The following is a 20,742-nucleotide window of genomic DNA, read 5'->3' as shown; positions in this document are numbered from 1 at the left end:
CACGAACGTCCACCGGTCCTCGCGCGCCCGCGATCATGCGGCGAACGCTCGTGGTCACCGCACAGGGGACGAGAAGACCCCGCGGAGCTGCCAGGTCGGGGGTCCGACAGCGCCGCGGGGCTACTGCAGAATTCGCCTGGACCCCACCCCGCGTTACGCACCGTTCGCCGTTTCCCGCGGTTCACTCGTTCGGCCCAGTCGCACCCCTCAGGTGGACGCGAGCAGGTACCTCCCGAAGTGCGGAACCGTGAACGCGATCTGCCCTCGCTGTGCGGAGTAGACCAGGCCCTTCTTCAGCAGGCTGTCCCGCGCCGGGGACAGCGAGGACGGCTTGCGGCCCAGGTGCTGGGCCAGCGCGGAGGTCACGACGGGATCGTCCGCGCCCTCGGCGACCTCCGCCATCGCGCGCAGGTACTCGCGCTCGGCGGGCGTGGCCCGTTCGTAGCGCGAGCCGAAGAACCCCACCGCGAGCTCCGCCTCGGCCTCGGGCGCCGCCAGCGCGACGTCCTCGGCGCGGATCGGGTTCGTCGGCGCCGCGTCCCACGCGGCCTTCCCGTAGGCCTGGACGAAGTACGGGTAGCCGCCGGAGCGCTCGTAGAGGGATTCCAGGGCGTCCTCGGCGAAGCCCGCGTCCTCCCGCTCGGCGGGCGCGATCAGCGCGAAGTCCGCGTCCTTGCGGTCCAGCTTGTCGATCCGCGAGTACTTGAACAGCCGCTCCGAGTAGGACTTGGACGCCGAGAGCACCGCCGGCAGGTGCGGCAGCCCGGCGCCCACCACGACCAGCGGCATCCGGGACTGCGACAGCTCGTGGCAGGCGGCGCAGAGGGCGGAGACGTCGTCCGGGCGCAGGTCCTGCATCTCGTCGATGAGGATCGCGATGCCCGTCGCGACCTCGCTCGCCAGCTCGGCGACCTCGGTGAACAGCTCGACGAGGTCGATCTCGATGTCTCCGGAGTCGGCCCGCCCGTTCCGGACGGGCACGTCGATGCCGGGTTGCCAGCGCTCCCGCAGCCGCGCCCCGTCCGGCGCCGCCCGCAGCGCGAAGGCCTTGAGCACGCCGAGCACCTCGTCCACGCGCTCCTGGCGGGGATGCTGGACGGCGAGGTCCCGGATCGCGCGGTGCAGTGCGGCGGAGAGGGGGCGGCGGAGGTCGGCGTCGGGGCGGGCCTCGATCTTCCCGGAGCCCCAGCCCGCACGGACCGCCATCGACCGCAGCTCGCCGAGCATCACGGTCTTGCCCACCCCGCGCAGACCGGTCAGCACGAGGCTGCGCTCCGGCCTGCCGCGGGCGACCCGCTCGAGCACGATCTCGAACGCGTCGATCTCGCGGTCCCGGCCCGCCAGCTCGGGTGGCCGCTGACCTGCGCCGGGAGCGAACGGATTGCGCACCGGGTCCATGCATCAGACGGTATCGGCGAGTCTCGTGCTCGCCGTAGATTTCGCTATCCGGCGCTACGGCGTGTCGTCGCATCGCGGCGTATGCGGGCGTCTAGTCCGTGGCCGAGACGAGGTGAGAAACCGTGAGACGTCACGATCGGGCCGCCTACTGCTCTCTACTGGGTCACCGATACACCGCGATACGACGATTTCTGGAAAGCTCGACGCCGTGAGTGAGATCGTCACCGAAGGCAACGGCTGGGTCGAGCAGACGGCCGACCGCGCGGACCTGGACGTCACGTTCGAGGCGCGCGGGCGCAAGCGTGCCGCCGCCGTGGAGGCGCTCGGCGCGCGGGTCGCCGCGGCCGAGAAGGCCCTGGGCCTCGACGGGGTCACCACCCTGTCGCGGCGGGTCTGGGTGCACACCGAGTACCGCTCCGGGAAGCCGGCGGGGTGTCGGGCGACGGAGTCGATCCAGGTGCGGGTGACGGACCTCGCCGCGCTGGAGGAGACGATGTCGCTGCTGCTCGGCAGCGAGCCCGCCTCGTTCTCCGGGCCGAGCTGGTCGCTCGCCGAGCCCGAGAAGGTGCAGGCCCAGGCCCAGCAGAAGGCCGTCGAGGACGCCCGGCGCCGCGCGGAGGGCTACGCCGCCGCGGTGGGCGGACGGCTGGGCGCCCTGGTGCGGCTGAGCGAGGCGGCCGAGCACGGCGGCGGGGCCCCGATGATGGCGATGCGCGCCCGCATGGCGGAGGGCGCACCGGACGTCAGCGACCTCGGCCTGGACCCCGAGCCCGTGCGCGTCAGTGCCCGGTGCACCACGACGTGGACGCTGATCTCGGACTGATCTCGCTGCATTCCGAGTTCTAAAGGGTGAATTGCTGCGTCCGAGTGGCGCATTCGCACGATGTCCCCCGACACTCGTTCGGAGTAGTCCTTGACGGACGAAAAGGAGGACACCGTGAGTTCTCGTGGGGGACGACACCGCCTGACCCGACGCACCCGCCAGGAGCTGCGGATGCGACCGGAACCCCGGCGCCGCGCCGGGTTCCGGGCGACCGCCCGGGCCCTGCTCTCCGTGGCCACCGGCCTGCTGCTGACCGGCGGCACGGCCGCGATCCTGCAACACCAGGACGGCGAGTTCCTGCCGGTCGCCTTCAGCGCCGAAGACTGAGCCGACCACCGGACCGACTCGGCGCTCGTGTCAGCGCCCGTGTCAGCGCTCGTCGACGACCGTGCCCTCGATGACCATCGGGGCGCCGCCGCCGCGCCGCGGGCCCGCCGCGGCGGTGTCCGGCTCGACCACCTCGGCGTCCACGACCACGCCCTCGCTGCGGATCCGCGCGGTCCGCAGGCCCGGGTTCGCCTCCTCGGCCGAGCGCACCAGCCGCCTGCGCACCAGCGCCCGGGTGGGCGGCAGCAGCAACAGCAGCCCCAGCACGTCCGTGACCAGGCCCGGGACGAAGAGCAGCAGCCCGCCCACGGCGACCAGCATGCCGTCGGTCGCCTCGTTCGTGGCGACCCGGCGGGTGCGGGCGGCCTCCGCCATGGCCTGCGCGGCCCGCACCCCCTCGCGGCGCGCCAGCAGCAGCCCGAGGAAGGAACCCGCGAGCAGCACCAGGACCGTCGGCCAGAACCCGATCAACGAGCCCAGCGCGACCACGGCGACGATCTCGACCACGAGGTACAGCAGGACGAACGGCATACCCCTCCAACGGACGGGACGCCCCTTTTGCTCCCGGATCACCACAGCATCGCGGTGGCGGGGTCCTCCAGCAGCGCGCCGACGTCGGCGAGGAAGCGGGAGCCCTGCTCGCCGTCGACCAGCCGGTGGTCGAAGGACAACGCGAGCCGGCACACCGTGCGGACGGCCAGCTCGCCGTCGACCACCCAGGGCGCCGGCTTGATCGACCCGACGGCGAGGATCGCGGCCTCGCCGGGGTTGAGGATCGGCGTGCCGGAGTCCACGCCGAACACTCCGACGTTGGTGATCGTGATCGTGCCGCCGGTCAGGTCCGCGGGTGTGGTCCGCCCCGCCCGCGCGGTCTCGGTGAGCGTGCTCAGCGCGACGGCGAGTCCGTGCAGGTCCAGTCGGTCCGCGTCTCGGATCTTGGGCACCATCAGCCCGCGCGGGGTCGCCGCGGCGATCCCGAGCTGCACCCGGTCGTAGTAGACGATCTCGCCCGCGGCCTCGTCCCAGCTCGCGTTGACCGCCGGGGTGCGGCGCGCGGCCAGGCACACCGCCTTGGCGACGAAGGCCAGCGGCGTGAGCTTGACGTCCGCGAACGCCCGGCTGCCGCGCAGCCGCTCGCGCAGCGCCATCGTCTCGGTGACGTCGACGGTCAGGAACTCCGTGACGTGCGGGGCGGTGAACGCCGACTGCACCATCGCCGCCGCGGTCGCCTTGCGGACGCCCCGGATCGGCTCGCGCCGCTCGCCGCTCGCGGACCCGGCGTGCGGATCCGCGGGCAGAGCGGTGGGCGCGGCGGAGCCGAGGTGCGGATCCGCGGGCAGAGCGGTGGGCACGGTGGAGGGTTCGGCGGAGGGTTCGGCGACGCTCGGTGCGGCCGCGGCCTGCACGTCCTCGCGGGTGATCACCCCGCCCGGCCCGGAGCCGGTCAGCTCCCGCAGGTCCACGCCGAGGTCCTTGGCCAGCTTGCGGACGGGCGGCTTGGCCAACGGCACCAGGGACGACTCGCGCGCCGGATCGGGCGGACTCGCGGGCGCGGAGCGGGGGACTCGCGGGTCCGGCGGGTCGAGGGTCGGGGCGGTGGCCGCGGCGGCGGACAGCCCCACCTGCGCGGACGCCTCCTCCGCGGCGGCCACGGGGGCGCCGCGGCGGCCGGGGCGGGGCCGCCGGGTCGCCGAGCCCGGCCGCGGGCCGTAGCCGACGAGCGTCGCGATGCGCCCGTCCGCGCCCGCCTCGCCGATCTTCGCCCCGCCGGTCGCGGGGGCGGCGGGGGCGGGCGGCGCGGACCCCGAGCCGGTCTCGATCGCGATGATCGGCTCGCCGACGTTCACCGTGTCCCCGGGGGAGGCGAGCAGCTCGTGCACCGTCCCCGCGTAGGGCGACGGCAGCTCCACCACGGCCTTCGCGGTCTCGATCTCCAGCAGGATCTGGTTCACCGTCACCGTGTCGCCGGGCGCGACCTGCCACGCGACGATCTCGGCCTCGGTGAGGCCCTCACCGACGTCGGGCATGCGGAACACGTCCACCATCAGAACTCCAGGGAGCGGTCGACGACGTCGAGCACGCGGTCGAGGTCCGGCAGGTAGTCCTCCTCCAGCCGGGACGGGGGATAGGGCGTGTCGAACCCGGTGACCCGCAGGACCGGGGCCTCGAGGGAGTGGAAGCACTCCTCCTGCACCCGCGCGGCGACCTCGGAGGTCACCGAGGACTCCGACGGCGCCTCGGACGCCACGACCAGCCGCCCGGTCCGTCGCACGGACGCGACGACCGGGTCGAGGTCCAGCGGCGACAGCGACCGCAGGTCGATCACCTCGAGCGAGCGGCCCTCGGACTCCGCCGCCGACGCCGCCTCCAGGCAGGTCTTCACCAGCGGTCCGTAGCAGGCCACGGTCACGTCCGTGCCCGCCCGCACCACCCGGGACGAGTACAGCCCGGCGGGCGCCGACTCGGACACCTCGCCCTTCTCCCAGTACCGCCGCTTCGGCTCGAAGAAGATCACCGGATCGTCGGAGGCGATGGCCTGGCGGATCATCCAGTGGGCGTCGTCCGGGTTGGAGCAGGCCACCACCTTCAGGCCTGCGACGTGCGCGAACAGCGACTCCGGGGACTCGCTGTGGTGCTCCACCGCCCCGATCCCGCCGCCGAACGGGATCCGCACGACCACCGGCACCGGGACCTTGCCCTGCGACCGGAACCGCAGCTTGGCCAGCTGGGAGACGATCTGGTCGTACCCGGGGAAGACGAAGCCGTCGAACTGGATCTCACAGACCGGCCGGAACCCGCGGATCGCCAGGCCCACGGCGGTGCCGATGATCCCGCTCTCGGACAGCGGGGTGTCCAGGACGCGCTGCTCGCCGAAGTCCTTGGCCAGCCCGTCGGTCACCCGGAAGACCCCGCCGAGCTTGCCGACGTCCTCACCCATGACCAGCACCCGCGGGTCCTGCTCCATCGCCGCGCGCAGCCCCGAGTTCAGCGCCTTGGCCAGCGTCATCGTCGTCATCGCTCGCCGCCGAAGGAGGCGTGGTAGGCGAGGTAGTCGGCCTGCTGGGCCTCCAGCCGCGCCGAGCGGTCCGCGTAGACCTCGGAGAACATCCGCTCCGGGCCCGGGTCCGGCATGGCCAGGCAGAAGGCGCGGAACCGGGCCGCCAGGGCGTCGGACTCCTCCTGCACCGAGTCGAAGAACTCACTCCCGACGCCGAGCTCGCGGACCAGGTGCACCCGGACCCGTTCGATCGGGTCCTTCAGCTTCCACAGCTCGAGCTCGTCGGCGAGGCGGTAGCGGGAGGGATCGTCGGAGGTCGTGTGGGCGTCCATGCGGTAGGTGAACGCCTCGACCAGCACCGGCCCGTTGCCCGTGCGGCACTCCTCGAGAGCCCAGCGGGAGACGGCGAGGCAGGCCAGGACGTCGTTGCCGTCGACGCGGACGCCGGGGAAGCCGTAGCCGCGGGCGCGCTGGAACAGCGGGACCCGGGTCTGCTTCTCCAGCGGCACGGAGATCGCCCACTGGTTGTTCTGGCAGTAGAAGACGACGGGAGCGTCGAAGGCCGCGGCCCAGACGAAACCCTCGTGCACGTCCCCCTGGGAGGTGGCGCCGTCGCCGAAGAAGCACATCGTGGCCTCGTCGGTCTCGGAGTCGCCGCCGACCCGGCCCTCGAACTTCTGCCCCATGGCGTAGCCGGTGGCGTTGAGGCACTGGTTGCCGATGACGATCGTGTACAGGTGGAACCGCGCCTCCAGCGGGTCCCACGAGCCGTGGTCGGTGCCGCGGAAGATGCCGAGCAGCGCGGTGGGATCGATGCCGCGACACCAGGCCACGCCGTGTTCGCGGTAGCTCGGGAACACCATGTCCCGGCTGGTCAGGGCCCGGCCCGCGCCGATCTGGGCGGCCTCCTGGCCGAGCAGCGGCACCCAGATGCCGAGCTCGCCCTGGCGCTGCAGCGCGTTCCCCTCGCGGTCGAAGCGGCGGACCAGGACCATGTCCCGGTAGTAGCCCTTCAGCTCCTCGACGCCCACGTCGGCGACCCGGCCGCCGAACCGCTCGTCGTCCACGCGCAGACCCTCGGGGGTCAGCAGCTGCACCAGCTCGGGGCCGCCCTCGTCCAGACCGTGCAGCCCGGACAGGACGTGTTCGCGGGTGGGGGCCGACCTGGGGTCGGTCGGCACCCAGCTCTGCGGATCGGACACGCGTACCTCCTCGTGCTCACGCCGGCACAGGGGTGGCGTGCCGGACGACGCCGGCGGCGGTCCACGGGGTCTGCGGCCCGCCCTTCGCCGGACGTCCTCGCTGCCGCCGATAGTGGCACGCGACACGCCCCGACGGGCACCGCGCGGGACCACACGAACCCGTCGAGGGCCGTGTGTCCCGCGCGCATGATCGTTCGGCGTCCGATCCTCGGAGTTGGTACCGCCTCAGTACCGCGTCAGTAGCGCGCGGTCGGCGGCTCGCCGGGCCCGGGGTTGCGCTTGATGCCCGCCGCGCCCTTCGCCTTGTCCGCCACGCCCGCGATCTGGCCGTGGTACTTGCCCTTCGTCTGCTTGTCGACGAACTCGACGGCCTGGTCGAGGTACCTGCTCGCCTTGTCCGGGTTCTTCTGCGCGTACCGGCGCGCCGCCTCCGCGGCCCCCGCCAACACGGCCAGCTTTCTGAACATGCCTGCCATGGCGTGTCCCCTTCCCTGTCTCTGCTCACCCAACGTGGGTGCGGTATGTCCGGGTTCCCACTTGTGACCGCTGAGTAACGGCTTGGCCCCACGGGCTGCCCCGAGGGCCGAAGGGTGCCAGCATCCCTGCAACATCGCTCCTGGAGGTTCCCCCGTGCGTGCCCGCTCGTTCCTGTTGCCCCTCACCGCCGCGGCGATGGCCGCCGTGCTCGCCGGCTGCGGCGGGGGCGGAGCGGCGGAGGCGCCGGGCGGTGTGCAGCTGGTCCAGCAGGGCTCGCTGACGATGTGCACCCAGCTGCCGTACGACCCGTTCGAGTTCCGGCAGGGCAACGACATCGTCGGGTTCGACGTCGACATGGTGAACCTGGTGTCCGCCAAGCTGGGCGTGACCACGCAGATCATCGACACGCCGTTCGACACCATCCAGTCGGGGGCGGACCTCGACACCGGCAAGTGCGACATCGGCGCCGCCGCGATGACGATCACCGACGCCCGCAAGCAGAACATCGACTTCTCCGACCCCTACTTCGACGCCACGCAGGCGCTGCTGGTGAAGGCGGACGCGGGGATCACCGACCTCGGCCAGCTCGCGGGCAAGCGGCTCGGCGTGCAGAACAGCACGACCGGCGCGGACTACGCCACCGCGAACGCCGCGGGCGCCGAGATCGTCACGTTCGAGGACCTGGGGCTGCTGCTGACCGCCGTCCAGACCGGCAACGTCGACGCGGCCATCAACGACAACGGCCCGCTGCTCGACTTCGCCAAGAAGAACCCCGGGCTGACGGTGACGAAGGAGTTCGACACCGGCGAGCAGTACGGCTTCGGCATCCGCAAGGGCAACACCGCGCTCACCCAGGCGGTGAACGAGGCCCTCGCCGCGGCGAAGTCGGACGGCACCTACAACCGGATCTACACGACGTGGTTCGGCCAGGCCCCCGCCACCGGTAGCTGACCGTGGCCCTGACCCCCCGGCAGCGCGCCCGCGTGAGCCGCGGGATCCAGTACGCGATCGCGCTGGTCGTGGTGGCCGTGGTCGCCTTCACGGCCGACTGGGGCGCCATCGGCCGGGCGTTCTTCGACGTCGAGGTCGCGGCCTCGCTGTTCCCGGACGTCATCGTGGTGGCGCTCAAGAACACGGTCGTGTTCACCGCGCTCGGCTTCCTGCTGGCGCTCGGGATCGGGCTGCTCGTGGCGCTGATGCGGCTGTCGTCGGTGCGGGTGTACCGGGCGGTGGCGTTCCTCTACGTCGAGGTGTTCCGCGGGCTCCCCGCACTGCTCGTGGTGCTGTCCATCGGCGTCGGGATCCCGCTGGCCTTCGGCACGCTGCTCGACCACACCCTGTCCATCACGCTGGCGCTGGGGATCGTCGGCGGCGCGTACATCGCCGAGACCATCCGCGCCGGCATCCAGGCGGTGCCGCCGGGGCAGGTCGAGGCCGCCCGCTCGCTCGGCATGTCCCCGACCCGCACGATGGTCTTCATCGTGTTGCCGCAGGCCTTCCGCACGGTGCTGCCGCCGCTGACCAACGAGCTGATCCTGCTGACCAAGGACTCGTCGCTGGCGTTCCTGCTGGGCACCACCCTCGCCCAGCAGGAGCTGTCCCAGTTCGGCCGGGCCGCGTTGAACCAGGTGCGCAGCCTGACCCCGCTGCTCGTCGTCGGGCTGTGCTACCTGGTGATCACCATCCCGCTGTCCTACCTGGCCCGACGGCTGGAGCGGAAGTACGGGAGCGCGGACAAGAAGGTGGACGCGTGAGCGAGCGCGCGAGTGTCGCCGTCCGGATCGAGGGCCTGCACAAGTCCTTCGGGTCCACCGAGGTGCTCAAGGGGATCGACCTCGAGGTGCAGCGGGGCGAGGTGCTCTGCATCATCGGCGCCTCCGGCTCCGGGAAGTCCACCCTGCTGCGCTGCGTCAACCTGCTCGAGACGCCGTCCGCGGGCACGGTCGTGGTCGACGGGCACGAGATGACCGACCCGGACTGCGACCTCGACCGCGCCCGGCGCTCCATCGGCATGGTCTTCCAGGGCTTCAACCTCTTCTCCCACCTCACCGTGCTGGAGAACCTGACCATCGCCCAGCGCCGGGTGCTCGGCCGGGACCGCGCCGCGGCCGAGGAGATCGCGCGGGAGAACCTGGCGAAGGTCGGGCTCGCCGGGCGGGAGGACGCCCATCCCGCGCAGCTCTCCGGCGGGCAGCAACAGCGCGTGGCCATCGCCCGGTCGCTGTCCATGCAGCCGGACGTCATGCTGTTCGACGAGCCCACCTCGGCGCTGGACCCCGAGCTCGTCGGGGACGTCCTCGACGTCATGCGGACGCTGGCGGCCGAGGGGATGACCATGCTCGTGGTCACCCACGAGATCCAGTTCGCCCGCGAGGTGGCGGACCGGGTGCTGTTCATCGACGCGGGCGTCATCCACGAGATGGGGCCGCCGGAGCAGGTGATCGGCGACCCGCGGCAGGAGCGCACCCGCGCCTTCCTGTCCCGGGTCCTGCACGCCGCGAAACCACCCGAATCGGACACCGCCCCGGCGGGATGACACGATCGTGCCCGTGATCCGGCGCGTGCTCGTCCCCCTGTTGCTGGCGGGCGGTGTGCTCGCCGGGTGCGCCACCGAGCAGGCGCCGCCGCTCGGGGTGGTGCAGCCGCCGGTGCCCGCGGTCGCCGCCGACCCGGCCATCGCGGCGCTCGCGCCACCGACCCTGATCGGCAGCAGTGTGCTGCGTGTGTCCGTGCCCGCCGAGTCCGGCGCCGAACGCGAGCTCGCCGAGGCGCTCGCCGCCAAGCTGGGCCTGCGCGCGGTGGCGGACGGCGTGTCCGCGACCGCGCTGCCCCGGGCCCTGTTCGAGAACCGGCACGACCTCAACATCAACCCCAACGTCGGGCCCGAGCCCGCCCGCGGACAGACCCACGTCCCGTGGATCGCCGCCCGCACGGCGATCGTCACCCCGCCCGGCAACCCGGACCGGGTCGAGGCCACGACGTTGTGCGGGCACCGGATCGGCGTCGTCGCGGGCTCGGCGCAGCACGCCGACGTGCGCCAACGGGACGCCCACTGCCAGGACAACCGCAGGCCGCCGATCACGATCGTGCCGCTCGCCGGGGCCGTGGACGCCGCCCGCCGGATCCTCGCCGACCAGCTCGACGCCTTCGTCGCCGACACCCCGGCCGCCGGGAACGCCGTCGTCACGGGGCGGGGGTGGCTGGAGAAGACCAACAGCCCCACCTGGGGCGAGGGCACGGGCGCCGTCCTGGCCCCGGCGGCGGTGGCCCCCGCCATCGACGCGGCGCTGGGTGCGTTGCGGGCGGACGGGACCTACGACGTGATCCTCTCCCGCTGGCTGCTCGACGCGGACTCCCTGCCGTCCCCCACCCCGTGAGCGGCGATAGTCGCCATGGCGACTATCGCCGCTCACGACCTCGGGGATCCGCAGAACTGATGATCCTCGGGCGTGGTCGTTGCGAATGCGCACGATCCGCCGACAAGGGGACGTGTTCTCCGTACGGACCGGCGCCGCCGCCGGGTTCCTCCTGCTCACCGTCCTGCTCGCCGGGTGCGGCCGCGCCGCCGACACCGAGTCGGTCTCGATCGCCTCGGCGAGCGGCCCGGCCACGACCACCACGCCGGCCCCGCTGACGACGCCCCCGCTGACGACGGCCCCGACCACGACGCCCACCACGCGGGCGCCCGCCCCAACCACCACGCGCGCGGCCGCGCCGACCACGACCCGCAAGCCGACCCCGACCACGACCCGGGCCGCCGCGGCACCGCGCACCCAGGCCGTCGCGCCCGCCCCCCAGACCCGGGCGCCCCAGCCCGCGGCCGCGCAGGCACCGGCCCGTTCGACCGGGTGCGACCCGAACTACTCCGGCTGCGTCCCCATCGACTCCGACGTCGACTGCGAGGGCGGCAAGGGCAACGGCCCCTCCTACGTCCGCGGCCCGGTCCGGGTGATCGGCAAGGACATCTACGGTCTCGACGCCGACAAGGACGGCATCGGCTGCGAGTGACCACCCCGTGAGCGGCGATCGTCGCCATGGCGACGATCGCCGCTCACGAGCGGGGGGACCGGCCCATCAGGAAGAACTCCGGGTTGGGCGTGAGGGCCGTGAGGTGGGCGACCCGGTTGGAGAGGGCGAACAACGCGGTGATCGCGCCGACGTCCCAGATCTCGTCGTCGGACAGGCCGGCCTCGCGGGCGGCGTCCAGGTCCGACTCGGTCAGCGAGGCCGAGTCCTGCGCGACGATCAGGGCGAGGTCCACGATGGCCCGCTCGCGGGGGCCGAGTTCCACGGCGTAGGGGTTCGTGGCGACCCGGTCCGCGATCTCCGGGTCCTTGGTCCGCACCCTCAGGATGGCCCCGTGGGCCACCACGCAGTAGGTGCAGTGGTTGGCCCCGGACGTCGCGACCACGATCAGCTCGCGCTCGGCCTTGCTCAGCCCGTCGTCGGAGTCCATGAGCGCGTCGTGGTAGTCGAGGAAGGCCCGCAACTCGCGGGGGCGCTTCGCCAGCGCCCGGAAGACGTTCGGCACGAAGCCGGACCTCTCGGCGATCGCGCCGATCCGTTCCCGCAGGTCCTCCGGCATGTCCGCCAGCTCCACGTGCCCGAACCTGCTGATCGCCCCATCGCTCATGGCCCGGACGTTACAGCTCGGCGGCACCCCTTTCGCCCGGGGCGAGGTGCCCGTCATCATCCCCGGGTATGGCCGTGCCCGAGGAGATCCGTGCCCGAGTGACCGAGTGGTGCGCCGCCTGCCTGCCCGCCGACGCGCGGAACCGGCGGCGGATCGCGTTCACCTCCGTCGGCGACACCCTGACCGTCCTCGACCGCAGACCGCCCGCCGTCCCGGAGCTCGGCACGGTGTGGTCCAGCACCCCGCTGGCACGGCTCCGTCGCGAACAGGACACCTGGGCCCTCTACCTCCCGACGAGCGGGGGCGATCGCTGGGTGCGCCAGGAACCGGGGGCGACGGACCCCCTCACCCTCCTGGCGACCCTGACGGACGCGGTCCGCGCCACCGACTGACCACCGCATTGCGGAGGGTCAGGCGGTTGCTCGGCGGGCTGTCGGGAGGTGGACCACGCGGGCTTCCGGGTCCGGCGTGCTCGTGCCTCTGACCGTGGGGGCGTGGGCCCGTTCCAGGGCGCCCAGCAGGGTGGGGCCCGCGGTGGGGGCGCGGTCCGCCACCGCGAGCAGCCGGGGCGCCGCGGCGGCGACCAGCAGGCGTTCGACGGTGAGCTCGGCGGCATCGAGCACCAGCACGGCGTCGAGCTGGTCGGCGGCGGGCAGCCGCATCAGCAGGGTGTCCAGCGGGACCCCCCACACGAACCCGCGCGCACCCTCCGCCCACGCCCTGGCCAGGCCGGCGTCCGTCTCCCGCAGGCGGGCGAGCAGCGCGTCACAGCGGGCCTGGTCCACGGCCTCGCGGCGGGCAGGCACCAGGGCCTCGATCGCGGCGGCGTAGGCCTCGGGGTCCCGGTTGCGCAGCGCCTCGACCGCGGCCCGGTGCTCCACGACCAGCTCGCCCGTGCCGCTCAACGCCGCGGCGATCCCGTCGAGCCGGTGCGCCGCCTCCGGGGCGGACCCGTGCTCGGCGACGTCGAGGATCCCCGCGGCCACCCGCTCCGCGGACTCCAGGTCCGGGACCTGGACCGGCGAGCTGGGGTGCAGGAACAGCACGTCGTGCCGGAGGCGGCCGACCGCGCGGACGGCGAACTCGACCCCTTCCAACCCGTCGACCAGGGCCCGCAGGTCCCCGACGGCGCGCGGGGGCGGGATGTCCAGTGCCCGGCACCCCTCGTCCACCCCGACGAGTGCCTGCGCCAGCTCCAGGTGCAGGACCACGGCACGCACGCGCTCCGGGTCGGCAGGCACCTCGCCGCCCACCCGGATCAGCGCCAGCAGCGGCTGCACCTCGCGGGCGATGCCGGTGGCGAAGTGCCTGCGCACCCGACCGCCCGCCACGAGGAACTCGCGGTACTCGGTCAGCAGGGCGACGGCGTCCGGCGGGAGGGGACCGCCGAGGGTCACCCGTGGCAGGTCCCGGGAGGCGTCCGCGACCGAGAGGCTGTGCGCGGCGGCACCGCGCAGCGCCTCGAACGCCGGACGGTGCAGGCCGTGCACGAGGTCCCCGACCAGCGGCCACGCCCAGCTGTCCCGGTGGCCCAGCTCGTCGAGCGCGGTGCGGGTCTCCCGCGCCACGGCCACGACGGCGGCCAGCCCCGCCTCGTCGAGCGTGTTCAGCACGTCCCGCAGCACGTCCGGAGCACCGGCGCCCCGGTGACCGCCCACGCCGGCGTGCCCGCAGAGCGACCGCACCTCCTCGGCGGAGGGCCACACGGGCGGCGGCGGGATCTCGCGGCCGGAGCGGGCCAGCCGCTCGGGGGTGGCGGTGGCCAGCAGCAGCCGCAGCTCCCGCTGCTCGGCCGCGGTGAGCGTCGGCAGCCCCGCGACGGCGCCGGGCACCGCGTCGACCACGGCGCCGAGCCGGGCGGTGTCGACGGCGGTGACCGCGACCCGCAGCCCGGCGGCGGCGAGCGCGGCCGCCGCCTCGGCGGGATCGTGGCCCTCCAGGATCAGCAGGGACTCGGTGCGCGCGGCCCCGACCACGTCGGTGAAGACCTGCTCCTCGTCACGCGGCTGCGGGATCTCCGAGTCGGCCAGCGCCTCGGCGAGCACCCGCAGGCCCGCGGGTGCGGACCCGGCGTCGATCCGGGCGCGGACCTGCTCGGCGGCGGCCGCGGTGGCGGGGTCGAGCGCCGACGGCCCGGCCGCGGGTTCGGCGGGTTCCGCCTGGTCCGCGAGCCGCTCCACGAACTCGCCGAGGTCTGTCACCTCGGCGTCGTGGGCGAGCTCGGTCTCGGGCTGCTCCGCGTTCGCCTGCACCGACACTCACCTCCCCCTGGCCCGCCGTTCCCGATCGGCGGTCACCGGGTGTATCGGTCGTGCTCACGAGATGTTCCACCTCGAACGAGGGGATCTGCAACCGAAAGCGGCGAAAACACCACGCTCCGCGCCCGCCGGGCGCCACGGACGTGTGACGCCGGTGTCCCTGTGAGTGCCCGGCCCGGCCGCTCCGAGCGGCCGGGCCAGGCATGATGACGCTCAGTGCACGGGGGTGTCCGCGACCGGCTTGAGCCGCGACGAGCCCTCGTCCGCGTGGTAGTCCGTGCCCGCCGTCGCGTCCGAGCCCGGGGCGACCTTCGCCGCGTGCAGGATCGCCGACACCACCACGGCGACGACGAGGTTGACCACCAGCGCCACGAACCCGACGTAGATCTGGACCGTGGAGCCCGCGAACGGGTGCCAGCCGAGGACCGTCAGCTTGTCCAGGGTGAGGGCGGAGCCACCGAAGTGCGCCTTGCCCGCGGCCGGGTTCGGGATGAGGTAGAGGAGGTAGAGCCCGTACCCCATGCCGACGACCCAGCCCGCCACCAGCGCCCACCGGTGCAGCCAGCGCGTGTACAGCGCGATGGCCACGGCGGGCAGCGTCTGCAGGATGATCACGCCGCCGATGAGCTGCAGGTCGATGGAGAACTGCGGGTCCACGAACAGCACGAACGCCACCGCGCCGAACTTGACGACGAGGCTCGCCAGCTTGGCCTGCCGCGCCTCCTGCTGCGGGCTCGCGGCCTTGTGCAGGTACTCCTTGTAGATGTTGCGCGTCCACAGGTTCGCCGCCGCGATGGACATGATCGCGGCGGGCACCAGGGCGCCGATGCCGATCGCCGCGTAGGCGACGCCTGCGAACCAGTCCGGGAACTGGCCGTCGAACAGCACCGGGATGATCGTGTTGGTGTCCGGGCGGCCGGTGGCGTTGTTGGTGATCGGCTTGCTTCCGGCCGCGATCGCCACGAAGCCGAGCAGCGCCAGCAGCCCCAGGAGCAGCGAGTACGCGGGCAGCGCGACCATGTTCTTCTTCAGCACGTCCCGGCCGCGGCTCGCCAGCACCCCGGTCAACGAGTGCGGGTAGAGGAACAGCGCGAGCGCCGAGCCGAGCGCGAGGGTGATGTACTGCAGCTGGTTGTTGCCGGTCAGGAGGATGGAGCCGGTCGGCTGCCCGGTCGTCGGGTTGGGCTGGGCGAACTTCTGCTCGGCCGCACCGAAGATCGCCGACCAGCCGCCGAGCCGGGCGGGCAGGTAGATCACGGCGACGAGGATGACCAGGTAGATCAGGATGTCCTTGACGAACGCGATCAGCGCGGGCGCCCGCAGGCCGGACTGGTAGGTGTAGACCGCCAGGATCACGAACGCGATCAGCAGCGGCAGGTGGCCCGCGAACCCGGTCCCGTTGAGCCCCATGGTGCGCAGCACCGCCTCGAGCCCGACGAGCTGCAGCGCGATGTAGGGCATCGTCGCCACGATGCCGGTGAGCGCGACGATGAACGCGAGCAGCGAGCTGCCGTAGCGCCCGCGCACGAAGTCCGCGGGCGTGACGTAGCCGTGCACCCGGGAGACCGACCACAGCCGCAGCACCGGCAGGAAGACGATCGGGTACAGCACCACGGTGTAGGGCAGGGCGTAGAAGCCCAGCGCACCGGCGCCGAACATCAGCGCCGGGACCGCGACGAAGGTGTACGCGGTGTAGAGGTCACCGCCGACGAGGAACCAGGTGATCCAGGCGCCGAACTTGCGCCCGCCCAGGCCCCACTCGTCGAGGTGGTCCATGCTGCTGCCGCTGCTCTGCCAGCGGGATGCGACGAAGCCCAGGACCGTGACCAGTAGGAACAGCAGTCCGAAGACGACGAGCTCGACCCACTGGATCATCGCCGGGCCCCCTCGTCGAGGTCGTCGACGTCAGGGTCGGCGTCGGGGACGGGCACGCCGTCGTCCTTGGTGCGCAGGTACACCGTGAGCACGCAGATCACGCCCACCGGCACCCAGAGGAACTGGGACCAGTAGAAGAACGGCATGCCGAACACGACCGGTTCCCTGGTGTTGAACCAGGGTGTGACGAGCATCAGCAGCGGAACCAGCAGCAACAGGTTCCAGGGACTCCAACGGAGCCCCGATCGGTCGGCCATGACCACCCTCCCCCGACGAGACGGAATGCCCGGGAAGGGTAAGCGTTCTGCGCCGAAACGCACGGCGACCCGCCCCGGAACGGTCCGGGACGGGTCGCCGCGCGAGACGCCTTACAGGCCGAGGCGCTGCTTCAGGGCCTCGAGCTCGTCCCGCATCGAGGTGGGCAGCTTGTCGCCGACCTTGTCGAACCACTCCTCGATCAGCGGGATCTCCGCCTTCCACTCCTCGACGTCCACCGTGAGCGCGGCGGCGACGTCCTCGGCGGTGGCGTCCACGCCCTCGAGGTCCATCTGGTCGGGGGTGGGGACGTAGCCGATGGGGGTCTCGACGGCCGCGGCCTTGCCCTCGATCCGCTCGATGATCCACTTGAGCACGCGGCTGTTCTCGCCGAACCCGGGCCACAGGAAGCGGCCGTCCTCACCGCGGCGGAACCAGTTCACGTAGAAGATCGCGGGCAGCTTGTCCGCGTTCGCGCCCTTGCCGACGTTCACCCAGTGCTGGAAGTAGTCGCCGACGTTGTAGCCGAGGAACGGCAGCATGGCCATCGGGTCGCGGCGGACCTGGCCGAGGCCACCGGCCGCGGCGGCGGTCTTCTCCGACGACATCGTGGCGCCGAGGAAGGTGCCGTGCTGCCAGTCCCGCGCCTCGCTGACCAGCGGGACGGTGGTCTTGCGGCGGCCGCCGAACAGGATCGCGGAGATCGGGACGCCGTTCGGGTCCTGCCACTCGGGCGCGACGACCGGGCACTGCGCGATCGGCACGGTGTAGCGCGAGTTCGGGTGCGCCGCGTCGGTGCCGGACTCGGGCGTCCAGTCGTTGCCCTTCCAGTCGACGAGGTGCTGCGGGTCGCCCTCGAGGCCCTCCCACCAGACGTCCCCGTCGTCCGTCAGCGCGACGTTGGTGAAGATCGCGTTGCCCGCCTCGATGGTGCGCATCGCGTTCGGGTTGGACTTCCAGTTGGTGCCCGGCGCGACGCCGAAGAAGCCGAACTCCGGGTTGACGGCGTAGAGCCTGCCGTCCGCGCCGAACCGCATCCAGGCGATGTCGTCGCCGACGGTCTCCGCGCGCCAGCCGGGGATGGTCGGCTGCAGCATCGCGAGGTTGGTCTTGCCGCAGGCGGACGGGAAGGCCGCGGCGACGTAGTACGCCTTGTCCTCCGGGCTGATCAGCTTGAGGATCAGCATGTGCTCGGCGAGCCAGCCCTCGTCGTGCGCGATGGCCGAGGCGATCCGCAGCGCGTAGCACTTCTTGCCCAGCAGCGCGTTGCCGCCGTAGCCGGAGCCGTAGCTCCAGATCTCCCGGGTCTCCGGGTAGTGGACGATGTACTTCGTGGCGTTGCAGGGCCACGGGACGTCCGCCTGGCCCTCGGCGAGCGGCGCACCGACCGAGTGCACCGCAGGCACGAACTTGTCCCCGGCCGCGTCCAGCAGCGGCAGCACGGAGGACCCCATCCGGGTCATGATCTTCATCGAGACCACGACGTACTCGGAGTCGGTGATCTCGACGCCGAGCATCGGCTCGTCCGCGTCGAGCGGGCCCATGCAGAAGGGCACGACGTACATCGTGCGGCCGCGCATGGAGCCGGCGAACAGCGGCTGGAGCGTGGCCCGCATCTCGGCCGGGTCGGCCCAGTTGTTGGTCGGGCCCGCGCCGTCCTCGGTGGCGGAGCAGATGAAGGTGCGCTCCTCGACCCGGGCCACGTCGTCCGGGTCGGAGGCGGCGTAGAAGCTGTTCGGCTTCTTCTCGAGGCGCTTGAAGGTGCCCGCGTCGACCAACGTGGTCGTCAGGCGGTCCCACTCGGCATCCGAGCCGTCCGCCCAGACCACCGCGTCCGGCTGGGTCAGCTCGGCGATCTCACGCACCCACGACAGCAGGCGCGCATTGGTCGTAGGCGCATCGTCGATCCCGGGAACGGTCGCTGCGGTCATGCGTGTCTCCTGCCCGGCCGGCCCCCGTCAACCGGCCCGCGGAAATGCTGGAACAACCTCGCCTGGTCGGGACGAGGCTGTAACGGGGAAAGATGACTACGGAGGTTACCGGCCGAAGCGTGTTCCCCACATGGGCATGAACTGTCGAACGGCTCACAACACCGATCATGGAATCGATACAGATTGTGAGGACAAAGCCGTCCACCACCGTCTTCGCAGCTCGCGGGGCTCGCGGTGGCGTAGCACTCACACGTTCTGCACAGCCGCCGGTGGTTCCGGGGTGCGACGCCCCCATGACGACCGTGTGAAATCGGGCAGGGCACTTACGAATTCGAAATACGCAACCATGCCCGGTGAAGGAACAATTCCCGCCCTCTTCAGGCGCTGCGGAGCACCCCGGGACGAGTGCGCGCGGGGGTGTGCGCGATGGCGGGCAGCAGGATCGGCAGCCGGTGCGCCTGCACCTGCCAGAAGCGGTCCCCGGGCTCGGCCGCGCGCCAGGCGTCCGCCAACCGGGCCGCGGCGTCCGGGTCGGTGATCCGACGCGGGCGGGGACGCATCCCGCACCGCTCGCGGATCTCCGCGTCCAGGGCCCGCCAGGCCTCCTCGGCCGAGCTGAAGACCTGCACGTCGGCGGGGCCCTCCTCATCGCCGATGACCAGGGTGTACGCGCTCACGGCGTCCAGCGACACGGATCCGACCTCCTCGCATTCGGCTCCGCGACGACGACGGCGCGGGGTCACTCTCGAACTTCGTCCGACCCGAGGTTCAACGCCCATGGTGCGGGCCCGGGTGCGGCGACCCGTGCAGGACGCGCCGGGCGGGCAGGTGAACACGACGGATGGATGCGCCGAACGGCGTTTGCGCCTGCGACGGCCGGGGTAACTCCACCGGTTCCGCGAGCCGGCACGTTTCGTGCACTCAGTGCTGCATGATCACGCGTTGCGTGCGCTCAGCGCGGCGCGAACCGCACTGAGCGCACGCAACCGCTGATCATGAGCGGGTGCGGAGGCCGCGGATCACGGTGAGCGCCACCAGCAGCAGCGCCGCCGTGCCGACCGCGGCCGTGACGTCGACGCCGAGGGCGAACGCCTCGCGGGCCGAGCCGAGCAGCGCGCTCGCGGCGTCCGCGGGCAGACCCGCGGCCACGTCCGTCGCACCCCCGAGGGTCTGGGTCGCGATCTCGCGCTCGGGCCCCTCGAGGTCCGTGACGACCGTGCCGCGGTAGACCGCGCTGAGCACGCTGCCCAGCACTGCCGTGCCCAGCACGGCGCCGACCTCGTAGGCGGTCTCCGACGCCGCGGAGGCGGCGCCGGCCCGGTCGGCGGGCGCCGCGGCGAGGATCGCGTCGTTCGTGATCGTCTCGCAGAGCCCGATGCCCGCGCCGATCAGGATCGTCGCCACCAGCAGCAGGGTCTCCGCCGAGTCCGCGCCGAGCTGCGTGCACAGCAGGTACCCGGTCGCGGCGACACCGAGACCCGCGGGCACCAGGACCCGCAGCGGGAAGCGGCGGGCCAGCGCGGCCGCGCCGAGCCCGGCGAGGATCGTCGCGACCATGCCCGGCACGAGGACCAGCCCGGCCTGCATCGGCGAGCGCCCGAGTACCAGCTGCAGGTACTGCGCCGAGAAGAACAGCAGACCCGTGTAGGCGAACATCGTGGTGGCGTTGGCCAGCACCGACACCCGCACCACCGGGGTGTGGAACAGCGACAGGTCGATGAGCGGCTGCCGCCCGGCCGCCGCGAGGGCGCGGCACCGTCGGACGAACAGGAGGCCCGCGACCACGGCCACCGCCGCGGCGGCGACCGCGCCGGGCGTGATCCCGTACTCACCGACCAGCTTGATCGCGAGGACGCCGGGCACCGCGGCGAGCAGGGACAGCGCCACGCCGATCAGGTCCGGTCGCCCCGGCGACGCCATCCGGGACTCGGGCAGCAGCGGCCGGACGGCGAGCAGCACCAGCACGACGACCGGCACGTTGACCAGGAACACCGCGCCCCACCAGAAGTGCTGGAGCAGCAACCCGCCGACGATCGGGCCGAGCGCGGCGCCCGCCGCGAACGCGGTGGCCCACACGGCCAGCGCGAACCGCCGCTGGGTGCGGTCGACGAACAGCGTGCGCAGGATCGCCAGCACGCTCGGCATCAGCATGGCACCGAAGAAGCCCAGCGCCGCACGGGCGGCGACGAGGTGGGCCCCGTCCGTCGCGAAGGCGGCGAGCGCCGAGACCGCGCCGAACCCGATCAGCCCGACCGTCAGCAGCCGACGTCGCCCGATCCGGTCGCCCAACGTGCCCATGGTGACCAGCAGCCCGGCCAGGACGAGCGGGTAGGCGTCGACGATCCACAGCAGGGTGGTCGCGTCCGGCCGAAGAGCCCTGGAGATCGCGGGCAGCGCGAAGCTCAGGACCGTGTTGTCGATCGCGACGAGCAGGGTCGGCAGGAAGAGCACGGCGAGCGCGAGCCAGGCGCGGACGCCGGCGCGCTCCGGCGCCGGGGAGGCGGAGCGGGTCGTGGGGAGGGTGGCGGTCATGGCGAAGTACGTCCTTGCACGCGGGGCGTGGTC

The 20,742-nt window shown here is 72.7% G+C and carries 21 protein-coding genes; 8 read left to right on the top strand and 13 right to left on the bottom strand.

Going from position 1 to position 20,742, the window contains the following annotated elements; translation table 11 throughout:
* Window positions 1–207 precede the first annotated feature (207 nt).
* Window positions 208–1,398, bottom strand: coding sequence for an ATP-binding protein (locus tag L3X23_RS25035; RefSeq protein ID WP_093080385.1), 1,191 nt, complete (start codon window positions 1,396–1,398; stop codon window positions 208–210).
* A 208-nt stretch (window positions 1,399–1,606) separates the two neighbouring features.
* On the opposite strand from L3X23_RS25035, the gene L3X23_RS25030 reads away from it, so the two are divergent.
* Both L3X23_RS25030 and L3X23_RS25025 read left to right on the top strand, forming a co-directional pair.
* The gene (locus L3X23_RS25030) at window positions 1,607–2,221 is read left to right on the top strand and encodes an SIMPL domain-containing protein (RefSeq protein WP_237195005.1); all 615 of its coding nucleotides are present in this window, start codon (window positions 1,607–1,609) and stop codon (window positions 2,219–2,221) included.
* 114 nt (window positions 2,222–2,335) lie between these two features.
* Window positions 2,336–2,548, top strand: a complete 213-nt coding sequence (locus L3X23_RS25025; protein ID WP_143029992.1) for a hypothetical protein — start codon at window positions 2,336–2,338, stop codon at window positions 2,546–2,548.
* 42 nt (window positions 2,549–2,590) lie between these two features.
* Here L3X23_RS25025 and L3X23_RS25020 read toward each other — a convergent pair whose 3' ends face one another.
* The 5 genes from L3X23_RS25020 to L3X23_RS25000 all read right to left on the bottom strand — a co-directional run bounded on the left by L3X23_RS25020 (window position 2,591) and on the right by L3X23_RS25000 (window position 7,224).
* Window positions 2,591–3,079 (bottom strand): FxsA family protein, encoded by a 489-nt coding sequence (locus L3X23_RS25020; RefSeq protein ID WP_237195003.1) that lies wholly within the window; start codon window positions 3,077–3,079, stop codon window positions 2,591–2,593.
* A gap of 38 nt (window positions 3,080–3,117) precedes the next feature.
* Window positions 3,118–4,593 (bottom strand): dihydrolipoamide acetyltransferase family protein, encoded by a 1,476-nt coding sequence (locus tag L3X23_RS25015; RefSeq protein WP_237195001.1) that lies wholly within the window; start codon window positions 4,591–4,593, stop codon window positions 3,118–3,120.
* On the bottom strand, window positions 4,593–5,564 hold the full coding sequence (locus L3X23_RS25010; RefSeq protein ID WP_237194999.1) for an alpha-ketoacid dehydrogenase subunit beta: 972 nt from the start codon (window positions 5,562–5,564) through the stop codon (window positions 4,593–4,595). Before L3X23_RS25010 ends, L3X23_RS25015 begins: the two co-directional genes overlap by 1 nt.
* Complete coding sequence (locus tag L3X23_RS25005) at window positions 5,561–6,748, bottom strand: thiamine pyrophosphate-dependent dehydrogenase E1 component subunit alpha (RefSeq protein WP_237194997.1); 1,188 nt, start codon at window positions 6,746–6,748, stop codon at window positions 5,561–5,563. The genes L3X23_RS25010 and L3X23_RS25005 overlap by 4 nt, the downstream gene beginning before the upstream one ends.
* Before the next feature lie 236 nt (window positions 6,749–6,984).
* Entirely contained in the window at window positions 6,985–7,224 is a 240-nt protein-coding gene (locus L3X23_RS25000) for an antitoxin (protein WP_308116941.1), read from the bottom strand.
* Between the two features lie 154 nt (window positions 7,225–7,378).
* On the opposite strand from L3X23_RS25000, the gene L3X23_RS24995 reads away from it, so the two are divergent.
* From L3X23_RS24995 to L3X23_RS24975, 5 genes are all read left to right on the top strand, one after another.
* Window positions 7,379–8,176, top strand: a complete 798-nt coding sequence (locus L3X23_RS24995) for a basic amino acid ABC transporter substrate-binding protein (RefSeq protein WP_237194995.1) — start codon at window positions 7,379–7,381, stop codon at window positions 8,174–8,176.
* Between the two features lie 2 nt (window positions 8,177–8,178).
* Window positions 8,179–8,979 carry an amino acid ABC transporter permease gene (locus L3X23_RS24990; RefSeq protein ID WP_093080410.1) on the top strand — a complete coding sequence of 267 codons (801 nt, stop codon included), beginning with the start codon at window positions 8,179–8,181 and terminating at the stop codon, window positions 8,977–8,979.
* Window positions 8,976–9,761: an amino acid ABC transporter ATP-binding protein gene (locus L3X23_RS24985; RefSeq protein WP_237194992.1), complete on the top strand. Its 786-nt coding sequence runs from the start codon at window positions 8,976–8,978 to the stop codon at window positions 9,759–9,761. Before L3X23_RS24990 ends, L3X23_RS24985 begins: the two co-directional genes overlap by 4 nt.
* A gap of 13 nt (window positions 9,762–9,774) precedes the next feature.
* Window positions 9,775–10,602: a transporter substrate-binding domain-containing protein gene (locus tag L3X23_RS24980; protein WP_237194990.1), complete on the top strand. Its 828-nt coding sequence runs from the start codon at window positions 9,775–9,777 to the stop codon at window positions 10,600–10,602.
* A gap of 85 nt (window positions 10,603–10,687) precedes the next feature.
* On the top strand, window positions 10,688–11,233 hold the full coding sequence (locus L3X23_RS24975) for a hypothetical protein (protein ID WP_237194987.1): 546 nt from the start codon (window positions 10,688–10,690) through the stop codon (window positions 11,231–11,233).
* Between the two features lie 43 nt (window positions 11,234–11,276).
* Here the strand turns inward: L3X23_RS24975 and L3X23_RS24970 are convergent, their stop codons facing one another.
* Entirely contained in the window at window positions 11,277–11,858 is a 582-nt protein-coding gene (locus tag L3X23_RS24970) for a peroxidase-related enzyme (protein ID WP_237194985.1), read from the bottom strand.
* A gap of 68 nt (window positions 11,859–11,926) precedes the next feature.
* On the opposite strand from L3X23_RS24970, the gene L3X23_RS24965 reads away from it, so the two are divergent.
* On the top strand, window positions 11,927–12,250 hold the full coding sequence (locus L3X23_RS24965) for a hypothetical protein (RefSeq protein ID WP_093080424.1): 324 nt from the start codon (window positions 11,927–11,929) through the stop codon (window positions 12,248–12,250).
* An 18-nt stretch (window positions 12,251–12,268) separates the two neighbouring features.
* Here L3X23_RS24965 and L3X23_RS24960 read toward each other — a convergent pair whose 3' ends face one another.
* From L3X23_RS24960 to L3X23_RS24935, 6 genes are all read right to left on the bottom strand, one after another.
* Window positions 12,269–14,110: a hypothetical protein gene (locus tag L3X23_RS24960; RefSeq protein WP_237194983.1), complete on the bottom strand. Its 1,842-nt coding sequence runs from the start codon at window positions 14,108–14,110 to the stop codon at window positions 12,269–12,271.
* Between the two features lie 219 nt (window positions 14,111–14,329).
* Entirely contained in the window at window positions 14,330–15,991 is a 1,662-nt protein-coding gene (mctP, locus tag L3X23_RS24955; protein ID WP_237194981.1) for a monocarboxylate uptake permease MctP, read from the bottom strand.
* Complete coding sequence (locus tag L3X23_RS24950; RefSeq protein ID WP_237194976.1) at window positions 15,988–16,248, bottom strand: DUF3311 domain-containing protein; 261 nt, start codon at window positions 16,246–16,248, stop codon at window positions 15,988–15,990. The genes mctP and L3X23_RS24950 overlap by 4 nt, the downstream gene beginning before the upstream one ends.
* Window positions 16,249–16,359: 111 nt before the next feature.
* Window positions 16,360–18,177 (bottom strand): phosphoenolpyruvate carboxykinase (GTP), encoded by a 1,818-nt coding sequence (locus L3X23_RS24945; RefSeq protein WP_237194974.1) that lies wholly within the window; start codon window positions 18,175–18,177, stop codon window positions 16,360–16,362.
* A gap of 377 nt (window positions 18,178–18,554) precedes the next feature.
* On the bottom strand, window positions 18,555–18,869 hold the full coding sequence (locus L3X23_RS24940) for a hypothetical protein (RefSeq protein WP_093080440.1): 315 nt from the start codon (window positions 18,867–18,869) through the stop codon (window positions 18,555–18,557).
* 301 nt (window positions 18,870–19,170) lie between these two features.
* Window positions 19,171–20,709 carry an MFS transporter gene (locus L3X23_RS24935; protein WP_237194971.1) on the bottom strand — a complete coding sequence of 513 codons (1,539 nt, stop codon included), beginning with the start codon at window positions 20,707–20,709 and terminating at the stop codon, window positions 19,171–19,173.
* Between the last annotated feature and the right edge of the window lie 33 nt (window positions 20,710–20,742).

Origin of the sequence: Pseudonocardia sp. WMMC193, from assembly GCF_021728735.1 — a bacterium.
Taxonomy (GTDB): domain Bacteria; phylum Actinomycetota; class Actinomycetes; order Mycobacteriales; family Pseudonocardiaceae; genus Pseudonocardia; species Pseudonocardia oroxyli.
The sequence above is the reverse complement of the archived record's forward strand: the minus strand, read 5'-3'. Positions and strand labels throughout refer to the sequence as shown.